Origin of the sequence: Streptomyces spororaveus (assembly GCF_016755875.1) — a bacterium.
Classification (GTDB): Bacteria; Actinomycetota; Actinomycetes; order Streptomycetales; family Streptomycetaceae; genus Streptomyces; species Streptomyces spororaveus.
In genome coordinates this window covers 1,060,842-1,081,786 of the sequence record NZ_BNED01000005.1, presented here as the reverse complement: position 1 = coordinate 1,081,786, position 20,945 = coordinate 1,060,842, and the positions used below count along the sequence as shown (strand labels likewise).

Below are 20,945 nucleotides of genomic sequence, written 5' to 3'. Positions count from 1 at the left end.
GCACGGGCCAACCCATCCCAGGGACAACGATGGCCGGCGGATGCGTCCCTGCACCCTTCACCGACTCCGGTATGCCACCGACCGGTCACGCACCGCACCGCGATGCGTGTCGGTGGGCTTATCGGAGCACACGAGGGGGGAGCTTGCCGAGCGATGTGAGCGAAGCGTGTGGCTCAGCGCTCAAGGTGCGGACAGCCGCGCCAGGCAGCGCGTTCAGCGACTCTCGGGACCGGCGCCGAGGTCATTGATGCTTTGCAACGGTGAGCAGAACCGCGGATCGCTCCAGTGCCTCAAGACTGTGCCGAACCGGCGGTACTACGATCATGTCACCGGCCATCCCGTCCCACGATGCATCGGTGCTGTGCAAGCGCACCCGTCCGCGCAGAACGAGCAGTGTGGCTTCGCCGGGGTTTTCGTGTTCGGTGAGTGACCTCCCCGCCTCCAGGGCCACGACAGTCTGGCGCAGTACGTGCTCGGCGCCGCCGTAGACGGTCTCCGCGCTACGCCCGGAGGCAGCTGCTGCGGCATGCTGCACGTGCTCGCGGACTTTGGCATCCAGAGAGAACTTCTGCATGGGCCGAGTCTGTCACTCATTCAGTGATCGTCAATGCCCGGCACGACGGCGCCGTTGCGCCGGCGCCGTCCGAGGCCCCGGGGTGCTGGCGGCGCGGTGTCGGTTCAGGTGCCGCTGCGATGCCGGCCTCCGGGTGGCCGCGAAGGGTCTCACCGCAGTCCGTCGTACAGGCGGCGACGGAGCGGCATGAGTACCTGGATGCCGGCTACGCGCGCCAGGTCCTGCAGCAAGGTGCGGATGCGTTGATCGTTGCCGACAGGGGCGGGGCCGTCACGATCGCCTCGATCAGTTCGCTCACTGCGGCGGGCTCCTGTGGCGGGGGCAGTCGGCGCAACAGCACCCCGGTCGGGCATCTCGCAGGTCTCTCGCATCGGTTCTTTTGTCATGCCCGGTCCAACGAGGGCGTTTGCCTTTCGGTAGCTCCGCCCTACGGTGGGTAGGAGACGCTCCGAGGCGTTGGAGTGCGGTGGGTTCTCAGCGGAGGTGTTCCGATGCGGCATGTCGATCCCGGACGGGTGACGGGCCTGGTCGAGGACGCCACGGCGGCTCCGTCGATGCATAATGCGCAGCCGTGGCGGTTTCGCTGGCTTTCGAAACGTCATGTGTTGGAGCTCCGTGCCGATACAGCACGGGCGATGCCGCACGCGGACCCGGACAACAGAGCCCTGCACCTGGGCTGTGGTGCGGCTTTGTTCAATCTGCGGGTCTCCGCAGCACATGCCGGTCTCGAGCCGGTCTGCCGGCTGCTGCCCGATCCGGCTGAGGGACTCCTGGTCGCCACGGTGCGCCTTGACGAACCAGTCGTCGCCAGCGCCGTCCTGAGCGCGCTGCGCCCGGCCATCCGCCGCCGCCACACCAGCCGGGAGCCGTTCACGGAGCAGGAGATTCCAGAGACAGTGTGGCGTGAGCTGCGCGAGGCGGCCCGTGCGGAGGGCGCCGGCCTGGGCGTTCCCGATGCCTGGCACACTCAGTCGATCTTGGAACTGGTCCAGGACGCCGAGGGACGCGACAGCCTGGAGCCGGCCAACAGTGAGGAGATGGAGGGCTGGATCCGCACCGGCCCCGCCGCGTCGCTCAGCACTGACGGCGTACCGGAATACGCTTTCGGTCCCTTTCGGCATGACGGCAGGGCTCCGGTGCGTGACTTCGCCGGCCGGCATCGCGTTGCGGATCGCCCTGCGGCCACCTTCGAGAGTGCGCCGCGGCTTGTTCTGCTGGGCACGGCAGAAGATGGGCCTGCTGACTGGCTGCGGGCCGGTCAGGCCATGGAGCGTGTTCTGCTCGTGGCCACTTCCCATGGGCTGGCCACCTCTTTGACCTCTCATGCGCTGGAACGTCCTGATCTGCGGTGGAATGTGCGTGACCCTCTCACTGCCATGGGGCATGTGCAGATGGTGTTGCGGCTTGGGTACGGGCCTGGGGGTGTGCGGTCCCCCCGCCGTCCGGTGGGCGAGGTGCTCGACTTCGCGTAGGGGGACACGCAGGGCCACGATCGTTCTGTCTCTTGGTCCCGGTTGGCCGAACGGAGAGGCCGAACGGCCCTGCCACCCGGCCGGCCGGTGTCCGAACCTGGGGCTGGAGCCGCTGGTGGAAGACCAGGAGAGTGTCCCGGCCCAGGCTGTCAGCTGGTGGCAGCCGCGAGCGGGACGGAGAGGGCAGCAATGCGCCATGTGAGGGAAGGGGCGGTTGACGGGCGAGCGGACGCGGGGGGCCCGGTGCCGCCCGATGCCCGGCCGGTGGTGATGCTGGCGCTGGCCACACTGGGATTCGCCATCAACTTCTGGGCGTGGGCCCTGCTGAGTCCACTGGGGCCGCAGTTCAAGGACACGCTGCTGCTCAGCTCGTTCGAGCAGTCACTGCTGGTCGCGGTGCCGGTGGTGGTGGGGTCTTTGGGCAGGATTCCTGTGGGCGCCCTGACCGACCGGTTCGGGGGGCGCGTGATGTTCCCGCTGGTCTCTGCCGCAACGGCGGCTCCGGTGCTGTTTCTGGGGCTGGCCGGCCATTCCTCGCTCACCGCGCTGCTGGTGGGCGGGTTCTTCCTCGGCATCGGCGGCACTTCGTTCGCCGTCGGTGTGCCCTTCGTGAGCGCCTGGTTCCCGCCGGAGCGGCGCGGTCTGGTCATCGGGATCTTCGGAGCGGGCATGGGCGGCACCGCGATCAGCGCGCTCACCACGGTGCAGCTGGTCGACGCCCACGGCATGGCCAACCCCTTCCTGATCACTGCCGCCGCGCTGGCCGTCTATGCGGTGCTGGCCGCCGTGGTGCTGCGGGACGCTCCCGGACGGACGGCGCCGACCGAGCCGCTCGGCCACCGGCTGGCCGCCACCGCACGCCTGGGCATCACCTGGCAGGCGGGCGCCCTGTATGCGGTCGCGTTCGGCGGGTATGTAGCGTTCTCGGTATACCTGCCGACCTACCTGAAGACCGGCTACGGCCTCGGTCAGGCGGACGCGGCGAACCGCATGGCGGGGTTCGTGCTGCTGGCGGTCGCGATGCGGCCGGTGGGCGGCTGGCTGTCGGACCGCGTGGGGCCGACACCGGTGCTCGGTACGGCCATGGCGGTCGTGGCCGTCGGCGCGGCCGTACAGGCCGCCTCCCCGTCACTGGCTCCGGTGGGCAGCATCGCATTCCTGGCCATGGCCGCCGCTCTGGGAGCCGGCAGCGGTGCCACATTCGCCCTGGTCGCCCTGCTGTCTCCGGCGAACAAGGTCGGATCGGTCACCGGGATGGTCGGCGCGGCCGGCGGACTGGGCGGATTCATCCCGCCACTGGTCATGGGCACCATCTACGGCGCCACAGCCTCCTACGCCCTGGGGCTGGCCCTGCTTGCCGTCGTGGCACTAGCGGCACTCGCGTACACCGTCACCGGCGTACGCCGGGTAGCAGCCCGTCCCGCAGCGCCCGACACCGAGCCCGCACCCGTGCGGTGAGCAAAGGGATCCCCATGTGTGAGTACTGTGGTTGCCAGTCGATCAAGGCCATCGCCGAACTGACCGCCGAGCACGACAGCGTGGTCGATCTGATCAGCGTCGTGCGTGCTGCCCACCACGGCGCCGATGCCGCGGAGATGGCCCGGGTGGCACGCCTGATCACTGCGATTCTCCTCCCGCACACCCAGGTGGAGGAACACGGCCTCTTCCCCGCGATGTCGGACGAGTTCCCCGAGCAGATCGCCGCGTTGGAGGACGAACACCGACGCATCGAGAAGGTCCTGGGCGAGGCCGCCGACGGCGTCCCGGCCGATCCGGGCTGGCCCAGTCGGCTGATGGAGGCACTCGCCCTGCTACGTGAGCACATCCTCAAGGAACAGGACGGGGTGTTCCCGGCGACACTGGCAATCCTCGCCCCGGAGCAGTGGGACATGGTGGACGCGGCACGCACCCGCATCACCGACGCGGCTTCCACGCCGACCCGTTAGGCGTGTTGTCCACTGCTCGGGGGCCTGCTTCCGGCAAGCCCCACAGATAAGCCCGACCCTCGCCTGGCATCCACCCGATCACCCGCACGGGTCGGCATCCGCCGCTTCTCATACCGCGCCGATTGTGCTCCAAACAGCCGAAACCGCCGAAGTGCCCGGCCCGAAAGTGCCGCGAGGTGCGGCGTCACATCGCGCGGCGAGACGGGCGGCGTAGAGCTCGAGCCGGCGGCGGAGCTTGAGGCGCCCGGCCTTCTGGTTGGTCGGGGTGAGGAACTGGCCTACCTGGTCGACCAACAGCTTCCTGTCCTGGCCGGCAAGCACCGTCGTGGCAAGAAGAGGGCAGTTGAGAGGCTCGGACTGGGTGACCTCGGCCCAGACGAGGACCGCGCCGAGGGCCGGCTCCTGCCGGGCCAGGCGGCCGAGCTTGGGAATACCATTGCACAGCTCGGGCCAATCGGACGTCGGCATCCGCCAGCCGACCATGGCCCGACGTCGCGTTGCGTAGTTGACCCGGTTGGGGTTGTCGTCGAGCTTGGCGGCGATCCGTTCGAAGGACTCTCAGCCGCCGCCGACGTAGCGCAGGGCGTAGCGGGTCTTGGGGTGGTCGTGGAGTGGCTCAGCAGCTCGTTGCAGTCGCCGGTCAGCCGCCTGGACTCGCCCACGACGATCAGGCGCATCGGTGCGGCGAGCAGGCCGGCCAGCTTGGTGGTGACGTCAAGCCGTTGCGGGAGGAGGGGCCTTCGTGCCGGCGAGCCGAGCAGCAGCTGGTCGGCGACCATACGCATGGTCGGGCATCAGCACGCACAACTGCGGCTGGTACATCTGATCGAGCGCGTCGAGGACTTCCAGGGCAGCGCCGACGGCGAAGGCGTCATGGGGCGGGAGACTCGGCGGCGCTCCCGTCCGAGGCGTTCGGCCTCGGCGGCCGCGTGCGAGCGGAACAGGTCGGTCGGGGCTGCGGTGAGCTGGCCGGTCGGGGAGGCGGTGCACAGGTACCGGTCGCCGTCGTTGGCCTCAACAAGGGCCGTGCTCCTCCAAGGCAATGCAGCCCAGGACGTATGGCGCCGCTGCTCAAGACCCCCACCCCGATGTCGTCCGTGAGCGGACGCTGGAGTCGTGAGCGCCTTAGTGCGGCCATGTCCATGGGAACTCCCTGAGCGGTAGCGGTGAATATGTAGTGCGAATGCGCTCGCTGCGGGTCAGGGGCGGGCTGAGTTCCGGCGGGACGGAAGGAAGCCCTCGGCCTGCGTCGCTTCGTCGGCGACGCGGACGCCATAGCGGTAGGCGAGCTTGCCGCCCAAAAACCCCGAGACGCCGAGCACGGCCAAGGTCACGGCGTTCACTACGAGCTGCCCCGCCCCGACGCTGCCGGACGGCCCGTCCCCGGCGTGACGCCACAGGAAGCTGCCTGCGTATGACGCGGTCACCAGCAGGTTCAGCGTCATGTGGATGAGACCGGTACGAAAGGCGCGCGTGCCGGTGGGGATGGCGAACAGATCCAGGAGGCCGACCAGCGCGGCAGCCAGCGCTCCGATCACGCCCACGGCGATCAGCCACATCGCCCCGCGGGCGAGGAAGTCGGGATCGTCCACGAGGTGGGAGGCGATGTCGAAGACGAGGCTGCCCACCCACGCGCCGATCGGCACGGTGACCAGGATCGGATGGAACGGATGCCCGTACGGACCGGCGAGGGCGGCGCTGACCGGCTGTTTCGCCTGCTGGTGCGGTTCGCTCGGCATGACAGGATCCTCCTCCAGAAGATTGCACCAATCAGTATTGGATGTATTCGCGGAAGGGGCCAATCCGCCAGGCGGGGGATATGAAGCTGCTCGGTTACGGGCACGTGGATTGGAGTTATCGTTGATGTATGACCCCTGACCCGACCCCGGCTCCTCCTCAGGCCCACACCGTTTCGGGAGTGGAAGCGGTCTCGGTGCTCGGGGACGAGGTACGCCGCAGGCTGTATGGCTTCATACGGCGCGCCCACCGGCCGGTGACGCGCGAGGAGGCCGCCGCCGATGCCGGTATCTCGGCCAAGCTGGCCGCCTTCCACCTCGACAAACTGGCCGCGGCCGGGCTGCTGACATCCCGATACGACCACCCGGGCGGCATCCGCAGGGTGGGCCGCAAGCCCAAGGTGTACGAGCCGGCGGACACCGACATCCGCATCTCCATCCCCGAGCGCCGCCCCGACCTCTTGGCGGAGATCCTCATCGACGCGGTCCTCGGCCAGCAGCCGGGCGAGGACGCGCAGTCCGCTGCATTGCGCACGGCCCGCCACCGCGGTGAGGCGCTCGGGGCTGCGACACGCGCCAGCAGCCGTCCCGGCCGTCTGGGCCCCGAGCGTTCTCTCACGCTTTCGGAATCCGTGTTGGAGGAGCACGGCTTCGAGCCCGACCGGCAGGCTCCGACCGAGGTGCGGCTGCTGAACTGCCCCTTCCACCCGCTGGCCGCCCGATCGCCCGACCTGGTGTGCTCAATCAACCATGCCTTCCTCGGCGGTTTCCTCACCGGCCTTCAGGCATCTGGGATTGCCGCGGTCCTCGCCCCTTACCCGGGCCGGTGCTGTGTGGAACTTCGCGCCGCAGCTAGCGGTGCGAGCGTGCCTGGCCCTGCCAATGGGGCGTGTGTGAAGGAGGTCTGTGCTCGGTCCGCAGGGGAGCCGGGCGGTACGTGGCCGGCATCTCGCGAGACGACGCGAAGGAGAAGATCATGAGTGAGAACCTGGACCGGCTGTCCGCTGAAGGCGTGGCGGTCTGGCTGGATGATCTGAGCCGGGAGCGGCTCGCCGGTGGCGGGCTGGCCGACTTGGTGCGGGAGCAGCAGGTGGTGGGTATTACCAGCAATCCGACGATCTTCGCCAAGGCGATCCGCTCGGGTGCCCGCTACGACGAGCAGGTCGGAGATCTGGCCCGGCGCGGGGTGCGCGTGGAGGAGGCCGTCCGGCTGCTGACGGCGTTCGATGTGCGCTGGGCCTGCGACGTCCTGCGACCGGTGTACGAGGCCAGCGGCGGCGTGGACGGAAGGGTATCGCTCGAAGTGGACCCGCGCGTCGCCCACGACACGGCGGCGACAATCGCCGAGGCACGGGCCCTGTGGTGGCTGGTGGACCGGCCGAACCTGTTCGTGAAGATCCCCGCCACCCAGCCCAGCCTGGAGGCGATCAGCACAGCGCTCGCCGAAGGCATCAGCATCAACGTCACACTGATCTTCTCCCTCGACCGCTACGACCAAGTCCTCCGCGCCTTCCTCGACGGCATGGGTCAGGCCCATGCGGCGGGTCGTGACCTGGCGTCCATCGCATCGGTGGCCTCCTTCTTCGTCAGCCGGGTGGACACCGAAATCGACAGCCGACTGGACAAGATCGGCACACCGGCTGCACTGGCCCTGCGCGGGCGGGCCGCGATCGCCAACGCGCGCCTGGCCTACCAGCACTTCGAGCAGGCTGCCGCCTCCCAGGAGTGGCAGGCGCTCGCCGCGGCTGGGATGCGCCCCCAGCGCCCGCTGTGGGCCTCCACCGGGGTGAAGGACCCCGCCTACGCCGACACCCGCTACGTCGACGAACTGGTGGCGCCCTGGGTGGTCAACACCATGCCCGAGCAGACCCTGCGCGCGGTCGCCGACCACGGCCACATCCAGGGCGACACCATCCACGGCACCTATGAGGCATCCCAGCAGGTACTCAACGACCTGGAGACGGTCGGAGTGTCCTACGACGACGTGGTGCGTGTGCTGGAGGATGAGGGCATCGCCAAGTTCACCGCCTCCGGCAATGAACTGTTCGAGCAACTGGACGCCGAACTGCACGCGACACGCACCGCCGCCTGACACGGCCGTCGACGAACGGTCCCAGCACCGGCAGTCACCGGCGACAACCGATCGGCAGACACACCGGGGAACACATCAACCGCTGACAGCGCAGGGCTATCGACGACGATGGCCTGGCCACGTGCGACGAGGGCAGGGTGCGGATCACCACCCGCCCGCGGGCCGAGCCAACGCAGCAGAGGAGAGAACATGGCCGCGAACAACGCATTCGTGATCGTCGGAGCCAGCCTGGCCGGTGCGAAGGCAGCACAGACCCTCCGCGAAGAGGGCTTCGACGGCCCCGTCGTGCTGCTCGGAGACGAAAACGAGCGCCCCTACGAAAGGCCGCCGCTGTCGAAGGGCTATCTGCTGGGCAAGGACGAGCGTGACACCGTCTACGTCCACCCTCCCCAGTGGTACGCCGAGCACGACATCGATCTACGCCTGGGCACCACCGTCACCGCGGTCGACCCGGCCGGACACGAGGTGACGCTCGCTGACGGCAGCCGCATCGGCTACGGAAAGTTGCTTCTGACCACGGGGTCCTCACCGCGTCGCCTGACGGTGCCCGGAGCCGACCTCGACGGAGTGCTCTACCTGCGCCGGCTCGCCGACAGCGACCGCCTCAAGCAAGCTTTCGAGTCCGCATCCCGCATCGTGGTGATCGGCGCCGGCTGGATCGGTCTGGAGACCGCGGCCGCCGCCCGCGCGGCCGGGGTGGAGGTCACGGTGCTGGAGATGGCGGAGCTGCCGCTGCTGCGCGTGCTGGGCCGCGAGGTGGCCCAGGTCTTCGCCGACCTGCACACCGATCACGGGGTGGACCTGCGCTTCGGTGTCCAGGTCGCCGAGATCACCGGCGCCGACGGCCGGGCGACCGGCGTGCTGCTGGCCGACGGCAGCCGCATCACTGCCGACGCGGTCATCGTCGGAGTCGGTATCACCCCCAACACCCAGCTCGCGGACGCCGCCGGCCTGGAGGTCGACAACGGCATCCGCGTCGACGCCCACCTGCGCACCTCACACCCGGACATCTACGCCGCAGGCGACGTCGCCAACGCCTTCCACCCGCTCCTGGGCAAGCACATCCGTGTCGAGCACTGGGCCAACGCCGTCAACCAGCCGCAGGTCGCGGCGAAGGCGATGCTCGGCCGGGACGCGGCCTACGACCGCGTTCCGTAATTCTTCACCGACCAGTACGACCTGGGCATGGAGTACACCGGCTACGTCGAACCAGGCGGCTACGACCAGGTCGTCTTCCGCGGCCGCAGGGACACCCGCGAGTTCATCGCGTTCTGGCTCTCCGGCGGCAGGGTCCTCGCCGGCATGAACGTCAACGTCTGGGACGTCACCGACCCGATCCGCGCTCTCGTCACATCCGGCCAAGCAGTCGACGCAAGTGAACTCGCCGATGTGGACGTTCCGCTGACACAACTCCTCAACCACCCCGACGCGACAGGCTGAAGGTCCGCGAGGGGCCTTCCGCATCAGTTCGGAACCCCGATCCGCATCGTCACATCAGGCAATGCCCGGCGACTTCCCGACGGCGTGCTATGTCACTTCTTCAAGCAGTCCTGTGGCGATGTCGAGCACGAAACCGCGTACGGATTCGCGGTGGGGAAGGTAGGGGCTCGCCTTGACGCGGCTGATGGACCATCGTACGTCGACCTCCACGTCGTGAAAGGAATCTTCCGGCCAGAGGGGCCGCATACCCGACTCACTGAGGATCGGCTCCTTGAGCCGATAGCCGGGGTACGTCAGCATCCGACAGTCAGTGTGGTGGATGAGCATGATCTCGTCCGTTCCCAGCAACTGCTGGCTCACCGCCAGCGACCGGATGACGTCTTCAGTGATCACTCCCCCCGCGTTGCGAATCACACTCGCTTCGCCCTCCTCCAGACCCAGGACCGCGTAGATGTCTTGCCGCGCGTCCATGCAGGCAACCACAGCGACACGCTGGGAGGGTTCCATCGGAAGCGGGCCGGTGTGCCGAGAGGCATAGGCCCGATTGTTCGCGAGATAGAGCTCGGTGACTGACATCTTCGCTGCCTCTCCCCATGGTCTTGGCACGATGGCCGCTGCCCCAGGATTCTTCGGCCCCGCGCACCTACTCGCCCGGCGTGGAGGGCTGCGCCGGTGCTGGCCCGCGCCGGCCGCGTCACAGCCTGGGCGAGAACTACGTCTCTCCCTTCGATAGTCGCCCCGGATACCTCCGCATACGACCCGACGCTCTTGCGGGGCGGGCACCACATCCCCCGTGCCGGGCAATGCAGCAAGACGATCGGGCAGCGGGACACCGCCTGGCGACGTACCCGGCCGGCTCGACCGTGCCCGTGGCCGCACACCGGGCGAAGCCCGTCGCTTGCGGCGCTGCCTCGAGCGGAGGAGCCTGGATAGGTGATTCGTCGGCGTGTGGCGGCCCGTGCGCCCGACGCGCCGTGACGTCGCGCGATGGGAGCGGGGTCGAGCCATCCCTAGAGGTGGCGTCAAAGCCCCGATGGCCTACGTGGTCGCGGCGACCGTACCGGTCGTGCTGCTGGAGTTGACGATTGATGACCGCACGGTGCGGCTGATCCCCTGCTGATCCTGCTTCCCGCGTTCCCGGCGGTGGTCGGCACGGTGCGACATGCGACCGACTGCCTACACGGTGGGATCGTCATCACTGCAGTTCCGATGTACCGGCCCCTGCCTTCGTCGTACGGCGTCGACGGCGTCGTGGACGTCATCGACCGGCTCACCTACGAGCAGGACGACATGCCACTCGTCACACCCGACACCGCAACACGGAGGAGTCCGTCAGCATGACCCGCACTCCAAACGAGATGCACACCATGAAGAACCAGGTGACTGTAGGTCTTGACGGGACACCGGAAAGCACGGCAGCCGCTCACTGGGCCGCCGGCGAGGCCGAACTCCGACACGCCCGCCTGGATCTGGTCCACGCCGAGGAATGGCTGGAACATCCACCGCTCCCCGTCACGACCACCGAGGCACAGCGCGCCTGGGCGGAGAACCTGCTGCGGGACACCGCCGACGAGCTGCGTCACGAGCACCCTGACCTCGAGGTCTCCACACGTCGCGTGGGCGGATTGCCCTCCCTGGCCCTCGCCCGCGCAGCGAAGGACTCCGACCTGCTGGCCATCGGCTCGCGCGGGCTCGGCGTCGTCGCCGGCTTCATCGTCGGATCCGTAGCCTCGGAGACCATCGCCGAGACCGAACGCCCCGTCGTGCTGGTGCGGTCCGCCGATGGGACGGGCAAGCCACCCGACGGCGGCCGCGCCAGCGGACCCGTCGTGGCAGGGCTGGACATCCGTCAGCCCTGCGACAATCTCCTCGCCTTCGCCTTCGAGGAAGCCGCCCACCGTGACACGACGCTCATCGTCGTCCACGGATGGACCCCGCCGCCGATTCTCAGCTACTCACCAGCGCTCAACCCGGGTATCCAGAGCGAGATGGCCCACGCCATCACCACCACCCTGGACGAGATGCTGAGCCCGTGGCGTGACAGGTTCACCGACGTACATGTCGAACCACGTGCCCCGATCGGTCAGGCCGCGGCCCAGATTCTCCACGCGGCGACCGACGCCGCCCTCGTCGTCGTCGGCCGACGCATCCGCCGGTCCGACTTCGGCGGCCACATCGGCCCCATCGCCCACGCGTTGATGCATCACTCCATCTCTCCGGTCGCCGTCGTCGCGCACGACTGAGGCCGACCACCAGGGCAGGAGAGTCCAATGGCCACACCACTCCCGGACGTCTCGGCGGTCGTACCGGAGGGTGTCACCCTGGGCCCGGTCGTTCGACGGGGAGGCCGGCCGTGTACGCAGCCTCGGCGAGCACCTGGCGCAGCATCGCTGGGGTCAGTCGGCCGGTGAACACGTTGCGCTGGCTCACGTGGTAGCAGCCGAACACTGTCACCTCGGCGCCCGTCGGGCCCGCCGGCGTCAATGTCGTCCGTACGCCGTGGCCGAACGCCGGGCGCGGCGGGGGCACGCTCCAGCCGGCCTCCTCCAGGGCCGAGAGGGCTGCCTGCCAGCCGAAGGTGCCCAGCACGACGACGGAGCGCAGGGTCGGTTGCATCAACTGTGCCTCCCGGACCAGCCACACGCGGCAGGTGTCCCTCTCGCCGGTCGTGGGACGATTGGCGGGCGGAGCGCAGTGCACGGGTGCGGTGACCCTGACCCCGTACAGTTCCAGCCCGTCATCCAGGCCCGTGGCCGTTGCCTGGGAGGCCAGCCCGAGGTCATACAGCGTCGCGTACAGAAGGTCGCCCGCCCGATCGCCGGTGAACATCCGGCCCGTCCGATTCGCGCCGTGTGCGGCGGGCGCGAGTCCTGTGATCATCATGGCGGCGTCCGCGGGCCCGAACCCGGGTACCGGCCGCCCCCAGTATTCCCAATCAGCGAACGCGGGACGTTTGGCGAGGGCGGTCTCCTCACGCCACGCCACGAGGCGTGGGCAGGCGCGGCACCGCACCAGCCGCGTCTCCAGTTCGGTCAGCGTGCGGGCCTTGGCTGCGGCCCGCACCGGGTATTCCGTGGACAATGATCAATCCGCTTTCACAGTGACTGGTAGCGCATGGGTGAACGTCTCCGCCTTGGACAACCCCCGGCCTGTCCGAGAGCAACCTGAGCGGGGCCAGGACATCAGATACGACCGTTCCGGCGCAGGAGGCCGAGGTCCACGGGGCGCGTCGAGCCAGGTGGCGCAGTGTCCTGCCGGGTTCGTACGGTGAATAGCGAAGGGCCTGTACGGCAGCGCGGGCGAGCTGACGGCCGGCCGGTGGGGCGGGCAATCGAGTGGCGTGAGTGAGGCGGCAGGATGACGAACCGTATCTGTACGGTGGGGCATTCGACGCGCGACTTCGAGGAAGTGCTGGAGATGTTGCGGAGCAATGAGATCACCTGCCTGGTCGATGTGCGGTCGTTTCCCTCGTCGAGGAAGTTTCCGCAATGGGACCAGAACGCGGTCATTGACGCCCTCCCTCCTGATATCGGATACCGGTGGATCCCGAAGCTGGGCGGCCGGCGGCACACCCCCAAGGGCGTTCCGAGCGTGAACGGTGCCTGGCGGGTCAAAGCCTTCCGTGACTACGCCGACTACATGGCAGGCGATGCCTTCAATGAGGGGCTGGACGAATTGCTCGAACTGGCCCACCACGAACGGCCGGCGATCATGTGTAGCGAGGCGGTGCCGTGGCGCTGTCACCGCCGACTGATCACCGATGCGCTGATCGTCAAAGGAGCCGAGGTCGTGGACATCATGTCGTCCACGACGACGAAGCCAGCGGTCCTGAACAAGAACGCGCAGGTCCACAACGGGCACCTGACCTATCCGGCGCACCCCTGAGGCCACCATGAGCATCATCGAGGAAGTCCGTGAGGTGGTCATCACCATCCCCGCTGGGTCCGCTGCCTCCTACGGTGACATCGCCACGCGGATCGGTACGACCGCACGGCAGGTAGGACGGGCGATGAGTCTGCTCGACGACGGCGTGCCGTGGTGGCGTGTCGTCCACGCCGACGGAACACCGGCCGCCTGCCACGACGGACAGGCACCAGAGCTGCTCAACCGCGAGGGGACCCCGATGCGGGGGACGCGGGTGGACATGGAGCGTGCACGACATCGGTGAGGGCCCCGGGGTGCGACCCGCTTGCACCACTCATCGGGGTGTGAGGCTCCTGCTTGGTCAGCCCTCGGGACCAGGCTCGGTCGACCAGCACTCTGGCCCCGTCGCCCTCGGCCGGAGGTCATATCCGGCAGACCGCTTTCTGACCTTCGGGCCATGGCTGGCCTCCATAAACGTGGGTGTAGGAGGGAATCACAAATAGTAGCGGGCGATGATTTCAAGCCGTGCGACTTCGTCCGGGCAGGGTAGGCCATCACCCGCAAGCCGCTGGGATCGCGGACTTCGACGAGAGTGAACCCTTGAGTATTCCTGGTCGTCCTATGGGCAGACCACGCTTTGAGTACCCGCTCGCAGCGGCGGAGTGAACCGCCCCGGGTTTGATGGAGACATCGAAGACCCGGAAGGATGCCGTTTATGGCTGCTCCCCGTAGATACCCCGACGAACTGCGTGAGCGTGCGACGCGTCTGGCGGTCGAAGCCCGTAAGGACCCGGCCGGCAGGGCCGGTACGATCAAGCGGATCGCCGACCAGCTCGATGTGCACCCCGAGGCCCTGCGCGGCTGGATCAAGCGCGCCGAGACCGACGAAGGACTCGTGCCCGGAACCACCAGCGCAGAGGCCGCCCGGATCGCGGAGCTGGAACGGGAGGTGAAGGAGCTGCGGCGGGCGAACGCGATACTCAAGTCCGCGTCGGCTTTCTTCGCCGCGGAGCTGGACCGTCCACTGCGATGAAGGTCGCCTATATCGACCGGCACAAGAACCTGTTCGGCGTCCAGCCGATCTGTGACGTCCTCGCCGAGACGGACGCGCCGATCGCGCCGAGCACCTACTACGCCGCCGCGGGCCGTCCGCCCTCGGCCCGCAGCCTGCGCGACGAGGAGCTCACCCGGGAGATACGCCGCATCCACCTCGAGAACTACGGTGTCTACGGGGCCCGCAAGGTCCACGCCGCCCTCCTGCGTGAGGGATTCGAGGTGGCCCGCTGCACGGTCGAGCGCCTCATGCGCGCGGCCGGTCTGCGCGGGGTGATCCGGGCCAAGAGCCCGCGCACCACCCGCCCCGCACCCGAGACCGGCCGGCCCGCCGACCTGGTCGAGCGGCAGTTCACCGCGGATGCGCCGAACCAGCTGTGGGTCGCCGACATCACCTACATCAGAACGTTCTCCGGCTGGGTCTATGCCGCCTTCGTCATTGATGTCTTCTCCCGCATGGTCGTCGGCTGGCAGGTCGCCACCAGCCTCTACACCGACCTCGCGCTCGATGCCCTGGAGATGGCCATCTGGCGCCGCCGGCGCACAGGCGCCGACCTCGCCGGCCTCACCCACCACTCGGACCGAGGCGTCCAATACCGGGCTCTGCGCTACACCGAACGCCTCGAGCAGGAGGCCGCAGTGGCCTCGGTCGGGTCCAAGGGCGATTCATACGACAACGCCCTGGCCGAGGCGTTCAACAGCTTGTTCAAGGCCGAGCTGATCCGCAACAAGGGTCCGTGGACCGGCATCAACGACGTCGAGATCGCGGTCGCCGAGTACATCGACTGGTTCAACCAGCGCCGTCTCCACGGCGAACTCGGCCACATCACCCCCGCCGAACACGAGGCCGCCCACTACCTCGTGGTCGAACCCCCTACGTCACTCCAGAAAACCAGCTAACGAAGTCTCCATCAAACCCGGGGCTTGACAGTGTTTCCGAGCGCCAGGCCCGCCAGGTGCTGGCTGCGCTCACGGACAGGATGGTCGAAGTCGGGTTGCAGCTGCACCCGGACAAGACCCGGATCATCTACTGCAAGGACGGTCACCGACGTGGCGCTTACGAGCACACCTCGTTTACCTTCCTCGGGTACACGTTCCACGCCAGGAGGAACCGGAGTCGGTACGGGAACCTGTTCCTGGGATTCGACCCGGCGGTCAGCAAGGACGCTCTGAAAAAGATGGGGCGGGAGCTGCGGTCCTGGCACCTGCACACCCGCTCGGAACTGTCCTTCCAGGAGCTCGCCCGCAGGATTAACCCTGTGGTGGCGGGCTGGCTCAACTACTACAGCCGCTTCAGGCCGTGGGAACTGCAGCCCCTCATGATGCGCATCAACGCCTACCTGGTGCGCTGGATCCGCCAGAAGTACAAACGGCTCGCGGCCAAGCGGAAGGCCATCGCGAAGATGCAGGAGATCGCCCGGCGATACCCCCGCATGTTCGCCCATTGGCGGCTGACCGCAGGTGCCGTAACGGTCTGATGACCAGGACGACAAGAGCCGTGTAAAGGGCGACTTTTACGCACGGTTCTGTGAGAGCCGAGGGGTGAGATTCCCCTCGGCTACTCGGCACAGGCGGGCGGTGAAGCGCCCGTTGGGCAGTTTGCGCAGCCAACCGCGGTCGACGAGTCTGACCAGCTTGCTGCGTAGCGGTTCCAGCTTGGCTTTCACGCTGATGTCCACCCCCACTGCTTCGCCGACCTCGCGGGCCATGACCGGTCCGGCGGCCTGCCGCACGGCGGCGATGATGCGCTGGTAGTCCCACGGGAGCGCGTCCTCCTCCACGCCCGGTTCGCGGTGTGGGATCAACATCACCGCCCGGCCGCCCACCTGCCCGGCCATTGGCCTGGCGGAGGCACGTTCCTCGGCGAGCTGCCCGGTCATCCGTTCAAGGACACGTTCAGCGACAGCGAGTTCGTCCCGCTCGGCCCGCACTTCCGCGAGCTGTTTGGTCAGTAGTTCTTCGAGTTCGTCCAGTTCCGCACGCCGTGCGGTGATCCGTTCCAGCAGCTCGGGATCCAGCATGCACCGGATCGTAGAGGGCCATCGATTTGCAGCGAGCAAGAACGGGACAGCTCAGCTCCCTGCTTCATCTGTCGCCCGCGTCAGGCCAGCCTATGGACCACGAGCTGGTTCTGCTCCCCGTCAAACGTGCCGGCCAAGATGTTGGCATCCTGCCGGTCCCCGTCGAAGAGACCCTGCTGGTCGACATGCACGATCAGGATGTCGTGGCTGTCGATCACCTCCGAGATGCCCCGGGTCTCGATCGTGTCCGACCACGCGTCCAGGTTCCGTCCGAACCACGCCGGCAGTCCGCACGGCTCGCTCACCGCGTCCCAGAAGTCGTTGAGTGTCTCGATCAGCCGACCGCGCAGGTCAATGATCAGCTCGCTGTCTGTCATCGCAGCAGACTAGCCAGCCTCGCCAGGATTCACTGATCAATCAACGGGCCAGGCTCAGACTCGACGCTGCTGACGGACGATCTTCTCCGCAGACTTCCGCCCACGACCAGTACGACTATCGAGAGCGTCGGTCACACCAGCCCTTTGACCTGCGACTTCAAGTTGGCGGAGGCTCACTGACCTGACGGCCTCAGCAGCGTCGATGCGCTGGTCGTTCGTCCATCCATAGCCGCTGGATTCGTGACCACCGCGTGGTCCAAGCGTGCTGCACACTCGGCATCAGTGCTGTGCCGTTCAGCAGCGGTTCTTCGTGGCGGAGCGACAGGAAGCCCGTCGCCTTGCGGCGGCGAGTGGACCACGGGAGTCTGAATGGGTGATACGTCGGCGTGTGGCGGCCCGTACGCCCGGCGCGCCGCTGATGTCGCGCTCCGGGAACGATGCCGAGTCATCTCCCGGAGGTGGCGTCAGAGCTCCGATGGCGTATGTGGTCGCGGCGACCGTACCGGTCGTGCTGCTGGAGCTGACGATCGACGACAGCACAGTGCGGCTCATCCCCCTGCTGATCCTGCTTCCCGCGTTCCCGGCGGTCGTCGGCACGGTGCGGCAGACCGCCTACGCGGTGGGCTGGGTGCTGATCGTCATCACCGCGGTTCTGCTGTACCGGCCCCTGCCCGCGTCGTACGACTACGGGATCGTCATGCTGCTGGCAGTCGTGCTCGGCGTGCTGTGCGTGGTGAGCTGCCACTGGCGGATCCGGAGGGAGCGGGAACTGCTGCGGGTCCGGTCCACGGCGGTCGCTCTGCAACGGCAGATGCTGCGGCCCCTGCCGATCCTCACCGACCGGGTGATCGTCGACGGGTTGTACCTGCCGGTGGAGGCGGACAGGCTGGTCGGGGGAGATGTCTACGAGGCGGTGGCCTCGCCCTACGGCACGCGGCTGCTCTTCGGCGATGTCCAGGGCAAGGGCCTGCCCGCGATCGGAGCCGCCTTCGCCGTCCTCAGCGCTTTCCGTGAGGCCGCTCCGCGTGAGCCGACCCTCACCGCGCTCGTGGACTATCTCGAACAGGCCGTGGTCCGGCACAACGCCTTCGCCCAGCAGACCGGCGAGCCCGAACGCTTCGTCACCGCCCTCATCCTGAGCGTCGACTCCTCGACCGAAACACAGGCCGTCAACTGCGGCCACCCTCCACCCCACCTGTTGAAGGCCGGTCCGGTCGCTCCCGTGCCGCTCGGCAACCCCGGGGTACCGCTGGGTCTGGCGGACCTCGCTTCCGAACCCAGAACCGTCGCGTGGTTCCCGTTCCCAACGGGCGCCACCCTGATCAGCTGCAGCGACGGTGTCACCGAGGCCCGCAACGCCACCGGAGCCTTCTATCCCCTTGCAGAGCGCCTGGAGGCGTTGGAGCACATCTCCTCCTGGCGGGTCGCCGACTACCTGGCCGAAGACCTCAGCCGCCACACCGCAGGAGAGCAGCGGGACGACATCACCGCCCTCGTGGTCCGCAGAACAGCACCCGACAGCGATTCCACAGGAGCACCGGACTCGGCTTGGAGGCACCCGCTATGACGAACGCCGCTCCTCCCGCACCGATCGTGGTCGGCGCCGACGGCTCTCCAGAGTCCGGGCCGGCCCTGCGCTTCGCCTTTCAGGAGGCGCAGTTGCGCGGGACCGGCCTCCGCGCCGTATGCGCGTACGACTTCACCACTCGGTACAGCGGTCTCGAGTGGTTTGCCGCCTCCGGTTTCCACGATCTGGATACGCAGCTGCGCGACAGCACGTTGGAAGCGGTCACCAAGGCGGTGGAGGAGGCCCGGGGACAGGTCGGCGGCGAGCCGGTGGAGGTCGACATCAGGGTTGAGCCGGGCCGCCCGTCGCAGGTCCTGCTGGACGCGAGCGCGGACGCCTGCCTCCTGGTGGTCGGCAGCCGGGGCTCGGGCGCATGGGGGCGCCTCACTCTGGGCTCCACCAGTACCGAGGTCGTGCACAACGCCCATCTGCCCGTCGTCGTCGTGCCCGGCGGGCAGCCGGACCGGACATCGTGAATGACTCGGTCGCCACCGCGCCGACACGACTGGATGGCTACGCAGAGCTACGGGACTACGCAGCGATCGGGGACGGCCGCTGTGTCGCGCTCATCGCCCGCGACGGAGCGGTGGACTGGCTGAGCTGGCCGGACCTGGACTCATCGACCCTCTTCGCCGCCGTCCTCGACCAGGCCCGCGGCGGCAGCTTTCTCCTGCGGCCCGATGTGCCGCACACCGTGGCGCGCCGCTATCTTCCCGGCACCAATGTGCTGGAGACGACCTTCACCACCGCAGGCGGGACCGTCCGCGTGACCGACGCCCTCACGCTCCCCGACACCGCCTCGCTGGCTCCCGGACGGGAGCTCGTCCGCCGGATCGAGGGCCTGTCGGGCAGCGTCCCAATGAGCTGGAGCGTTCAGCCGCGCTTCGGCTACGGCGCCCGCATACCAATCGTGGCGCGCCGAGCGGGCGTACCGGTGGCCGTCTGCGGCGCCGAAGCCGTCGCCGTCTGTGCCTGGGACGCCGGCCACCCGCAGTGCACGGCCGACTCCGTCACCGCCCGGTTCCGAGCCGAATCCGGTACCCGGGCTCTGATCGCGTTGCCCTACGCATACCAAGAACCACTGGTGCTCCCCACCCGTGCCGAATGCGAAGCCCGCCTGGACCACACCACCGCGACCTGGCGGCAGTGGTCGGACGACCGCACCTGCACCGGACCGTGGCGTGACGCCGTACTGCGCAGCGCCCTCGCCCTCAAGCTCCTGGTCTTCGCCCCCTCCGGCGCGGTCGCCGCTGCCGCGACCTGCTCGCTGCCCGAGGAGCTGGGCGGGGAGCGCAACTGGGACTACCGCTTCAGCTGGATCCGCGACTCCGCCTTCACCCTGGACGCCTTCCTCAAGCTGGGCTGCGCGCCGGAAGCGACCAGCTACCTGTGGTGGCTCATGCACGCCTCCCAGCTCACTCACCCCCACCTGAACGTCCTGTACCGCCTCAACGGCGGCACCCGGGCACCCGAGCAGGCCCTGCCCCTGTCGGGCTATCGAGGCTCGACGCCTGTACGTGTGGGCAACGCAGCCGCAGGCCAGGTCCAGCTGGACACCTACGGGGAGCTGCTGCAGACCGCGTGGCTCTACACCACCGCGGGCCATCGACTCGATGCCGACATCGCCCGCCGGCTGGCCGAGACCGCTGACTTCGTCTGCACCATCTGGCAGCAGCCCGACGCGGGTATCTGGGAGGTCCGCAGCTCACCGGAACACTTCACCCAGTCCAAGATGATGTGCTGGATCGCCCTCGACCGGGCCGTGGACCTGGCCAGGCGGCAGTTGATCCCGGACCGGCACTCGGCCCGATGGCAGCGCGAACGACAGGCCATCGCCGAATTCGTCGAAACCCGCTGCTTCAGCGAGCGGCTCAACAGCTACATGCGCTCCGCCGGCAGCGACGACCTGGACGCAAGCCTCCTGCTCGGCCTGCTGCACGGCTACCGCCCGCAAGACGACGGACGCCTGCGCGGCACCGTCTCCGCCGTCCAGGAGACCCTCCGCGAGGGCCCCTACGTCAGCCGCTACCTCGGCTCCGACGGTGTCCCTGGCCGTGAGGGTGCCTTCCTCGCGTGCTCCTTCTGGCTGGCCGAAGCCCTCGCGGGATGCGGCCGCATCGACGAGGCTGTGTCCCTGATGGACCAGCTTGTGGCCCTCGGCAATGGGGTCGGCCTCTACAGTGAAGAGATCGACCCCACCACGGGCGCCTTCCTCGGCAACATGCCCCAGGGCCTGTCCCACCTGGCCCTGATCAGCGCCGCCTGCGCGATCGGGGAGGCCACACGATGAGCATCTGGGCCGCGCTGGCGGGCGGCTTCGTCGGCACCCTGGTCCTCACCACGGGCTTGCGGGCAGCCAATACCTTCAACGTCACCCGCATCGATCTGCCGTTCCTCCTGGGCACCGCCTTCACCAGCGACCGGACCCGCGCCAAGGCCCTCGGCTATGGAGCACACTTCGTCAACGGACTGATCTTCGCCCTGCTCTACTACGCGGTCTTCGCCGCCATCGACTACAGCAGCTGGTGGCTGGGCACCGCCTTCGGCCTCGTCCACGGCCTTTTCGCCGCAACCGCGCTCGTCAACATCCTGCTGCCCCTCGTCCACCCGCGCATGGGCTCACCCCAGACCAGCGCGCCCGATGTCGCCCTGCTCGAACCCCCAGGCTTCCTCATGCTCAACTACGGACGGGGCACACCCATCGTCACCCTCGCCGCGCACCTCGCCTACGGCACCATCGTGGGAGGGTTCATCGCCTGGCCAAGCTGACCACCCTGGCTGGTATCGCCCAGGGGCCGCCAGC

21 protein-coding genes and 1 pseudogene are annotated in these 20,945 nt (G+C 68.4%); 15 read left to right on the top strand and 7 right to left on the bottom strand.

Annotation, left to right across the window (positions count from 1 at the left end):
- Nucleotides 1-241: 241 nt before the first annotated feature.
- Entirely contained in the window at nt 242-574 is a 333-nt protein-coding gene (locus Sspor_RS07635; protein WP_033215559.1) for a cupin domain-containing protein, read from the bottom strand.
- A 491-nt stretch (nt 575-1,065) separates the two neighbouring features.
- Here Sspor_RS07635 and Sspor_RS07630 point away from each other — a divergent pair, with 491 nt between their 5' ends.
- The 3 genes from Sspor_RS07630 (at nt 1,066) to Sspor_RS07620 (ending at nt 3,992) form a co-directional block, all read left to right on the top strand.
- On the top strand, nt 1,066-2,046 hold the full coding sequence (locus tag Sspor_RS07630; protein ID WP_202198346.1) for an Acg family FMN-binding oxidoreductase: 981 nt from the start codon (nt 1,066-1,068) through the stop codon (nt 2,044-2,046).
- Between the two features lie 270 nt (nt 2,047-2,316).
- Nucleotides 2,317-3,504 (top strand): MFS transporter, encoded by a 1,188-nt coding sequence (locus Sspor_RS07625; RefSeq protein ID WP_202203534.1) that lies wholly within the window; start codon nt 2,317-2,319, stop codon nt 3,502-3,504.
- Between the two features lie 14 nt (nt 3,505-3,518).
- On the top strand, nt 3,519-3,992 hold the full coding sequence (locus Sspor_RS07620; protein WP_033215563.1) for a hemerythrin domain-containing protein: 474 nt from the start codon (nt 3,519-3,521) through the stop codon (nt 3,990-3,992).
- 108 nt (nt 3,993-4,100) lie between these two features.
- Here the strand turns inward: Sspor_RS07620 and Sspor_RS07615 are convergent, their stop codons facing one another.
- Together Sspor_RS07615 and Sspor_RS07610 are read right to left on the bottom strand one after the other, a co-directional pair.
- The gene (locus tag Sspor_RS07615; RefSeq protein ID WP_202198345.1) at nt 4,101-4,460 is read right to left on the bottom strand and encodes a hypothetical protein; all 360 of its coding nucleotides are present in this window, start codon (nt 4,458-4,460) and stop codon (nt 4,101-4,103) included.
- 731 nt (nt 4,461-5,191) lie between these two features.
- Nucleotides 5,192-5,731: a DUF2231 domain-containing protein gene (locus Sspor_RS07610; protein ID WP_033215571.1), complete on the bottom strand. Its 540-nt coding sequence runs from the start codon at nt 5,729-5,731 to the stop codon at nt 5,192-5,194.
- Between the two features lie 128 nt (nt 5,732-5,859).
- On the opposite strand from Sspor_RS07610, the gene Sspor_RS07605 reads away from it, so the two are divergent.
- The 3 genes and pseudogenes from Sspor_RS07605 to Sspor_RS07595 all read left to right on the top strand — a co-directional run bounded on the left by Sspor_RS07605 (nt 5,860) and on the right by Sspor_RS07595 (nt 9,260).
- Nucleotides 5,860-6,708 carry a helix-turn-helix transcriptional regulator gene (locus Sspor_RS07605; protein WP_106971279.1) on the top strand — a complete coding sequence of 283 codons (849 nt, stop codon included), beginning with the start codon at nt 5,860-5,862 and terminating at the stop codon, nt 6,706-6,708.
- Nucleotides 6,705-7,820: a transaldolase gene (gene tal / locus Sspor_RS07600; protein WP_202203533.1), complete on the top strand. Its 1,116-nt coding sequence runs from the start codon at nt 6,705-6,707 to the stop codon at nt 7,818-7,820. The genes Sspor_RS07605 and tal overlap by 4 nt, the downstream gene beginning before the upstream one ends.
- A gap of 189 nt (nt 7,821-8,009) precedes the next feature.
- A pseudogene (locus Sspor_RS07595) lies at nt 8,010-9,260 on the top strand (NAD(P)/FAD-dependent oxidoreductase).
- 87 nt (nt 9,261-9,347) lie between these two features.
- On the opposite strand, the gene Sspor_RS07590 reads toward Sspor_RS07595, so the two are convergent.
- The gene (locus Sspor_RS07590; RefSeq protein ID WP_202198344.1) at nt 9,348-9,836 is read right to left on the bottom strand and encodes a beta-class carbonic anhydrase; all 489 of its coding nucleotides are present in this window, start codon (nt 9,834-9,836) and stop codon (nt 9,348-9,350) included.
- Between the two features lie 761 nt (nt 9,837-10,597).
- Between Sspor_RS07590 and Sspor_RS07585 the strand changes: the two genes are divergently transcribed.
- Nucleotides 10,598-11,503, top strand: coding sequence for a universal stress protein (locus Sspor_RS07585; RefSeq protein ID WP_237403732.1), 906 nt, complete (start codon nt 10,598-10,600; stop codon nt 11,501-11,503).
- 73 nt (nt 11,504-11,576) lie between these two features.
- On the opposite strand, the gene Sspor_RS07580 is transcribed toward Sspor_RS07585, so the two are convergent.
- Nucleotides 11,577-12,323: a uracil-DNA glycosylase gene (locus Sspor_RS07580; protein WP_373318749.1), complete on the bottom strand. Its 747-nt coding sequence runs from the start codon at nt 12,321-12,323 to the stop codon at nt 11,577-11,579.
- Between the two features lie 294 nt (nt 12,324-12,617).
- Between Sspor_RS07580 and Sspor_RS07575 the strand changes: the two genes are divergently transcribed.
- The 4 genes from Sspor_RS07575 to Sspor_RS07560 all read left to right on the top strand — a co-directional run bounded on the left by Sspor_RS07575 (nt 12,618) and on the right by Sspor_RS07560 (nt 15,655).
- On the top strand, nt 12,618-13,145 hold the full coding sequence (locus Sspor_RS07575) for a DUF488 domain-containing protein (protein WP_202198342.1): 528 nt from the start codon (nt 12,618-12,620) through the stop codon (nt 13,143-13,145).
- A gap of 7 nt (nt 13,146-13,152) precedes the next feature.
- Nucleotides 13,153-13,428 (top strand): MGMT family protein, encoded by a 276-nt coding sequence (locus Sspor_RS07570; RefSeq protein ID WP_033215581.1) that lies wholly within the window; start codon nt 13,153-13,155, stop codon nt 13,426-13,428.
- Between the two features lie 411 nt (nt 13,429-13,839).
- Nucleotides 13,840-15,077 (top strand): IS3 family transposase gene (locus Sspor_RS07565; RefSeq protein WP_237403731.1). Its coding sequence is split into 2 segments (ribosomal slippage): nt 13,840-14,119 and nt 14,119-15,077, totalling 1,239 coding nucleotides; the frame shifts between segments, so codons are not numbered across the junction.
- Nucleotides 15,078-15,133: 56 nt separating this feature from the next.
- Entirely contained in the window at nt 15,134-15,655 is a 522-nt protein-coding gene (locus tag Sspor_RS07560; RefSeq protein WP_237403730.1) for a group II intron maturase-specific domain-containing protein, read from the top strand.
- A gap of 36 nt (nt 15,656-15,691) precedes the next feature.
- Here the strand turns inward: Sspor_RS07560 and Sspor_RS07555 are convergent, their stop codons facing one another.
- Both Sspor_RS07555 and Sspor_RS07550 read right to left on the bottom strand, forming a co-directional pair.
- On the bottom strand, nt 15,692-16,198 hold the full coding sequence (locus Sspor_RS07555; RefSeq protein ID WP_202198341.1) for a hypothetical protein: 507 nt from the start codon (nt 16,196-16,198) through the stop codon (nt 15,692-15,694).
- Between the two features lie 80 nt (nt 16,199-16,278).
- Nucleotides 16,279-16,575, bottom strand: a complete 297-nt coding sequence (locus Sspor_RS07550) for a barstar family protein (RefSeq protein ID WP_202198340.1) — start codon at nt 16,573-16,575, stop codon at nt 16,279-16,281.
- A 475-nt stretch (nt 16,576-17,050) separates the two neighbouring features.
- Here Sspor_RS07550 and Sspor_RS07545 point away from each other — a divergent pair, with 475 nt between their 5' ends.
- Genes Sspor_RS07545 through Sspor_RS07530 form a run of 4 tightly spaced genes read left to right on the top strand, consistent with a single transcriptional unit; the run spans nt 17,051 to nt 20,911 of the window.
- Entirely contained in the window at nt 17,051-18,142 is a 1,092-nt protein-coding gene (locus Sspor_RS07545) for a PP2C family protein-serine/threonine phosphatase (protein WP_202198339.1), read from the top strand.
- Nucleotides 18,139-18,618, top strand: coding sequence for a universal stress protein (locus tag Sspor_RS07540; RefSeq protein ID WP_202198338.1), 480 nt, complete (start codon nt 18,139-18,141; stop codon nt 18,616-18,618). The genes Sspor_RS07545 and Sspor_RS07540 overlap by 4 nt, the downstream gene beginning before the upstream one ends.
- Nucleotides 18,615-20,432, top strand: coding sequence for a glycoside hydrolase family 15 protein (locus Sspor_RS07535; protein ID WP_237403729.1), 1,818 nt, complete (start codon nt 18,615-18,617; stop codon nt 20,430-20,432). The genes Sspor_RS07540 and Sspor_RS07535 overlap by 4 nt, the downstream gene beginning before the upstream one ends.
- Nucleotides 20,429-20,911, top strand: coding sequence for a hypothetical protein (locus Sspor_RS07530; protein ID WP_202198336.1), 483 nt, complete (start codon nt 20,429-20,431; stop codon nt 20,909-20,911). The genes Sspor_RS07535 and Sspor_RS07530 overlap by 4 nt, the downstream gene beginning before the upstream one ends.
- Nucleotides 20,912-20,945 lie beyond the last annotated feature (34 nt).

What these genes read in the sequence shown, in the direction of transcription:
- Sspor_RS07635 (WP_033215559.1), bottom strand. Translation starts at nt 574, where the DNA reads ATGCAGAAGTTCTCTCTGGATGCCAAAGTCCGCGAGCACGTGCAGCAT.
- Sspor_RS07630 (WP_202198346.1), top strand. Translation starts at nt 1,066, where the DNA reads ATGCGGCATGTCGATCCCGGACGGGTGACGGGCCTGGTCGAGGACGCC.
- Sspor_RS07625 (WP_202203534.1), top strand. Translation starts at nt 2,317, where the DNA reads ATGCTGGCGCTGGCCACACTGGGATTCGCCATCAACTTCTGGGCGTGG.
- Sspor_RS07620 (WP_033215563.1), top strand. Translation starts at nt 3,519, where the DNA reads ATGTGTGAGTACTGTGGTTGCCAGTCGATCAAGGCCATCGCCGAACTG.
- Sspor_RS07615 (WP_202198345.1), bottom strand. Translation starts at nt 4,460, where the DNA reads ATGCCGACGTCCGATTGGCCCGAGCTGTGCAATGGTATTCCCAAGCTC.
- Sspor_RS07610 (WP_033215571.1), bottom strand. Translation starts at nt 5,731, where the DNA reads ATGCCGAGCGAACCGCACCAGCAGGCGAAACAGCCGGTCAGCGCCGCC.
- Sspor_RS07605 (WP_106971279.1), top strand. Translation starts at nt 5,860, where the DNA reads ATGACCCCTGACCCGACCCCGGCTCCTCCTCAGGCCCACACCGTTTCG.
- tal (WP_202203533.1), top strand. Translation starts at nt 6,705, where the DNA reads ATGAGTGAGAACCTGGACCGGCTGTCCGCTGAAGGCGTGGCGGTCTGG.
- Sspor_RS07590 (WP_202198344.1), bottom strand. Translation starts at nt 9,836, where the DNA reads ATGTCAGTCACCGAGCTCTATCTCGCGAACAATCGGGCCTATGCCTCT.
- Sspor_RS07585 (WP_237403732.1), top strand. Translation starts at nt 10,598, where the DNA reads ATGACCCGCACTCCAAACGAGATGCACACCATGAAGAACCAGGTGACT.
- Sspor_RS07575 (WP_202198342.1), top strand. Translation starts at nt 12,618, where the DNA reads ATGACGAACCGTATCTGTACGGTGGGGCATTCGACGCGCGACTTCGAG.
- Sspor_RS07570 (WP_033215581.1), top strand. Translation starts at nt 13,153, where the DNA reads ATGAGCATCATCGAGGAAGTCCGTGAGGTGGTCATCACCATCCCCGCT.
- Sspor_RS07555 (WP_202198341.1), bottom strand. Translation starts at nt 16,198, where the DNA reads ATGCTGGATCCCGAGCTGCTGGAACGGATCACCGCACGGCGTGCGGAA.
- Sspor_RS07550 (WP_202198340.1), bottom strand. Translation starts at nt 16,575, where the DNA reads ATGACAGACAGCGAGCTGATCATTGACCTGCGCGGTCGGCTGATCGAG.
- Sspor_RS07545 (WP_202198339.1), top strand. Translation starts at nt 17,051, where the DNA reads ATGGCGTATGTGGTCGCGGCGACCGTACCGGTCGTGCTGCTGGAGCTG.
- Sspor_RS07540 (WP_202198338.1), top strand. Translation starts at nt 18,139, where the DNA reads ATGACGAACGCCGCTCCTCCCGCACCGATCGTGGTCGGCGCCGACGGC.
- Sspor_RS07530 (WP_202198336.1), top strand. Translation starts at nt 20,429, where the DNA reads ATGAGCATCTGGGCCGCGCTGGCGGGCGGCTTCGTCGGCACCCTGGTC.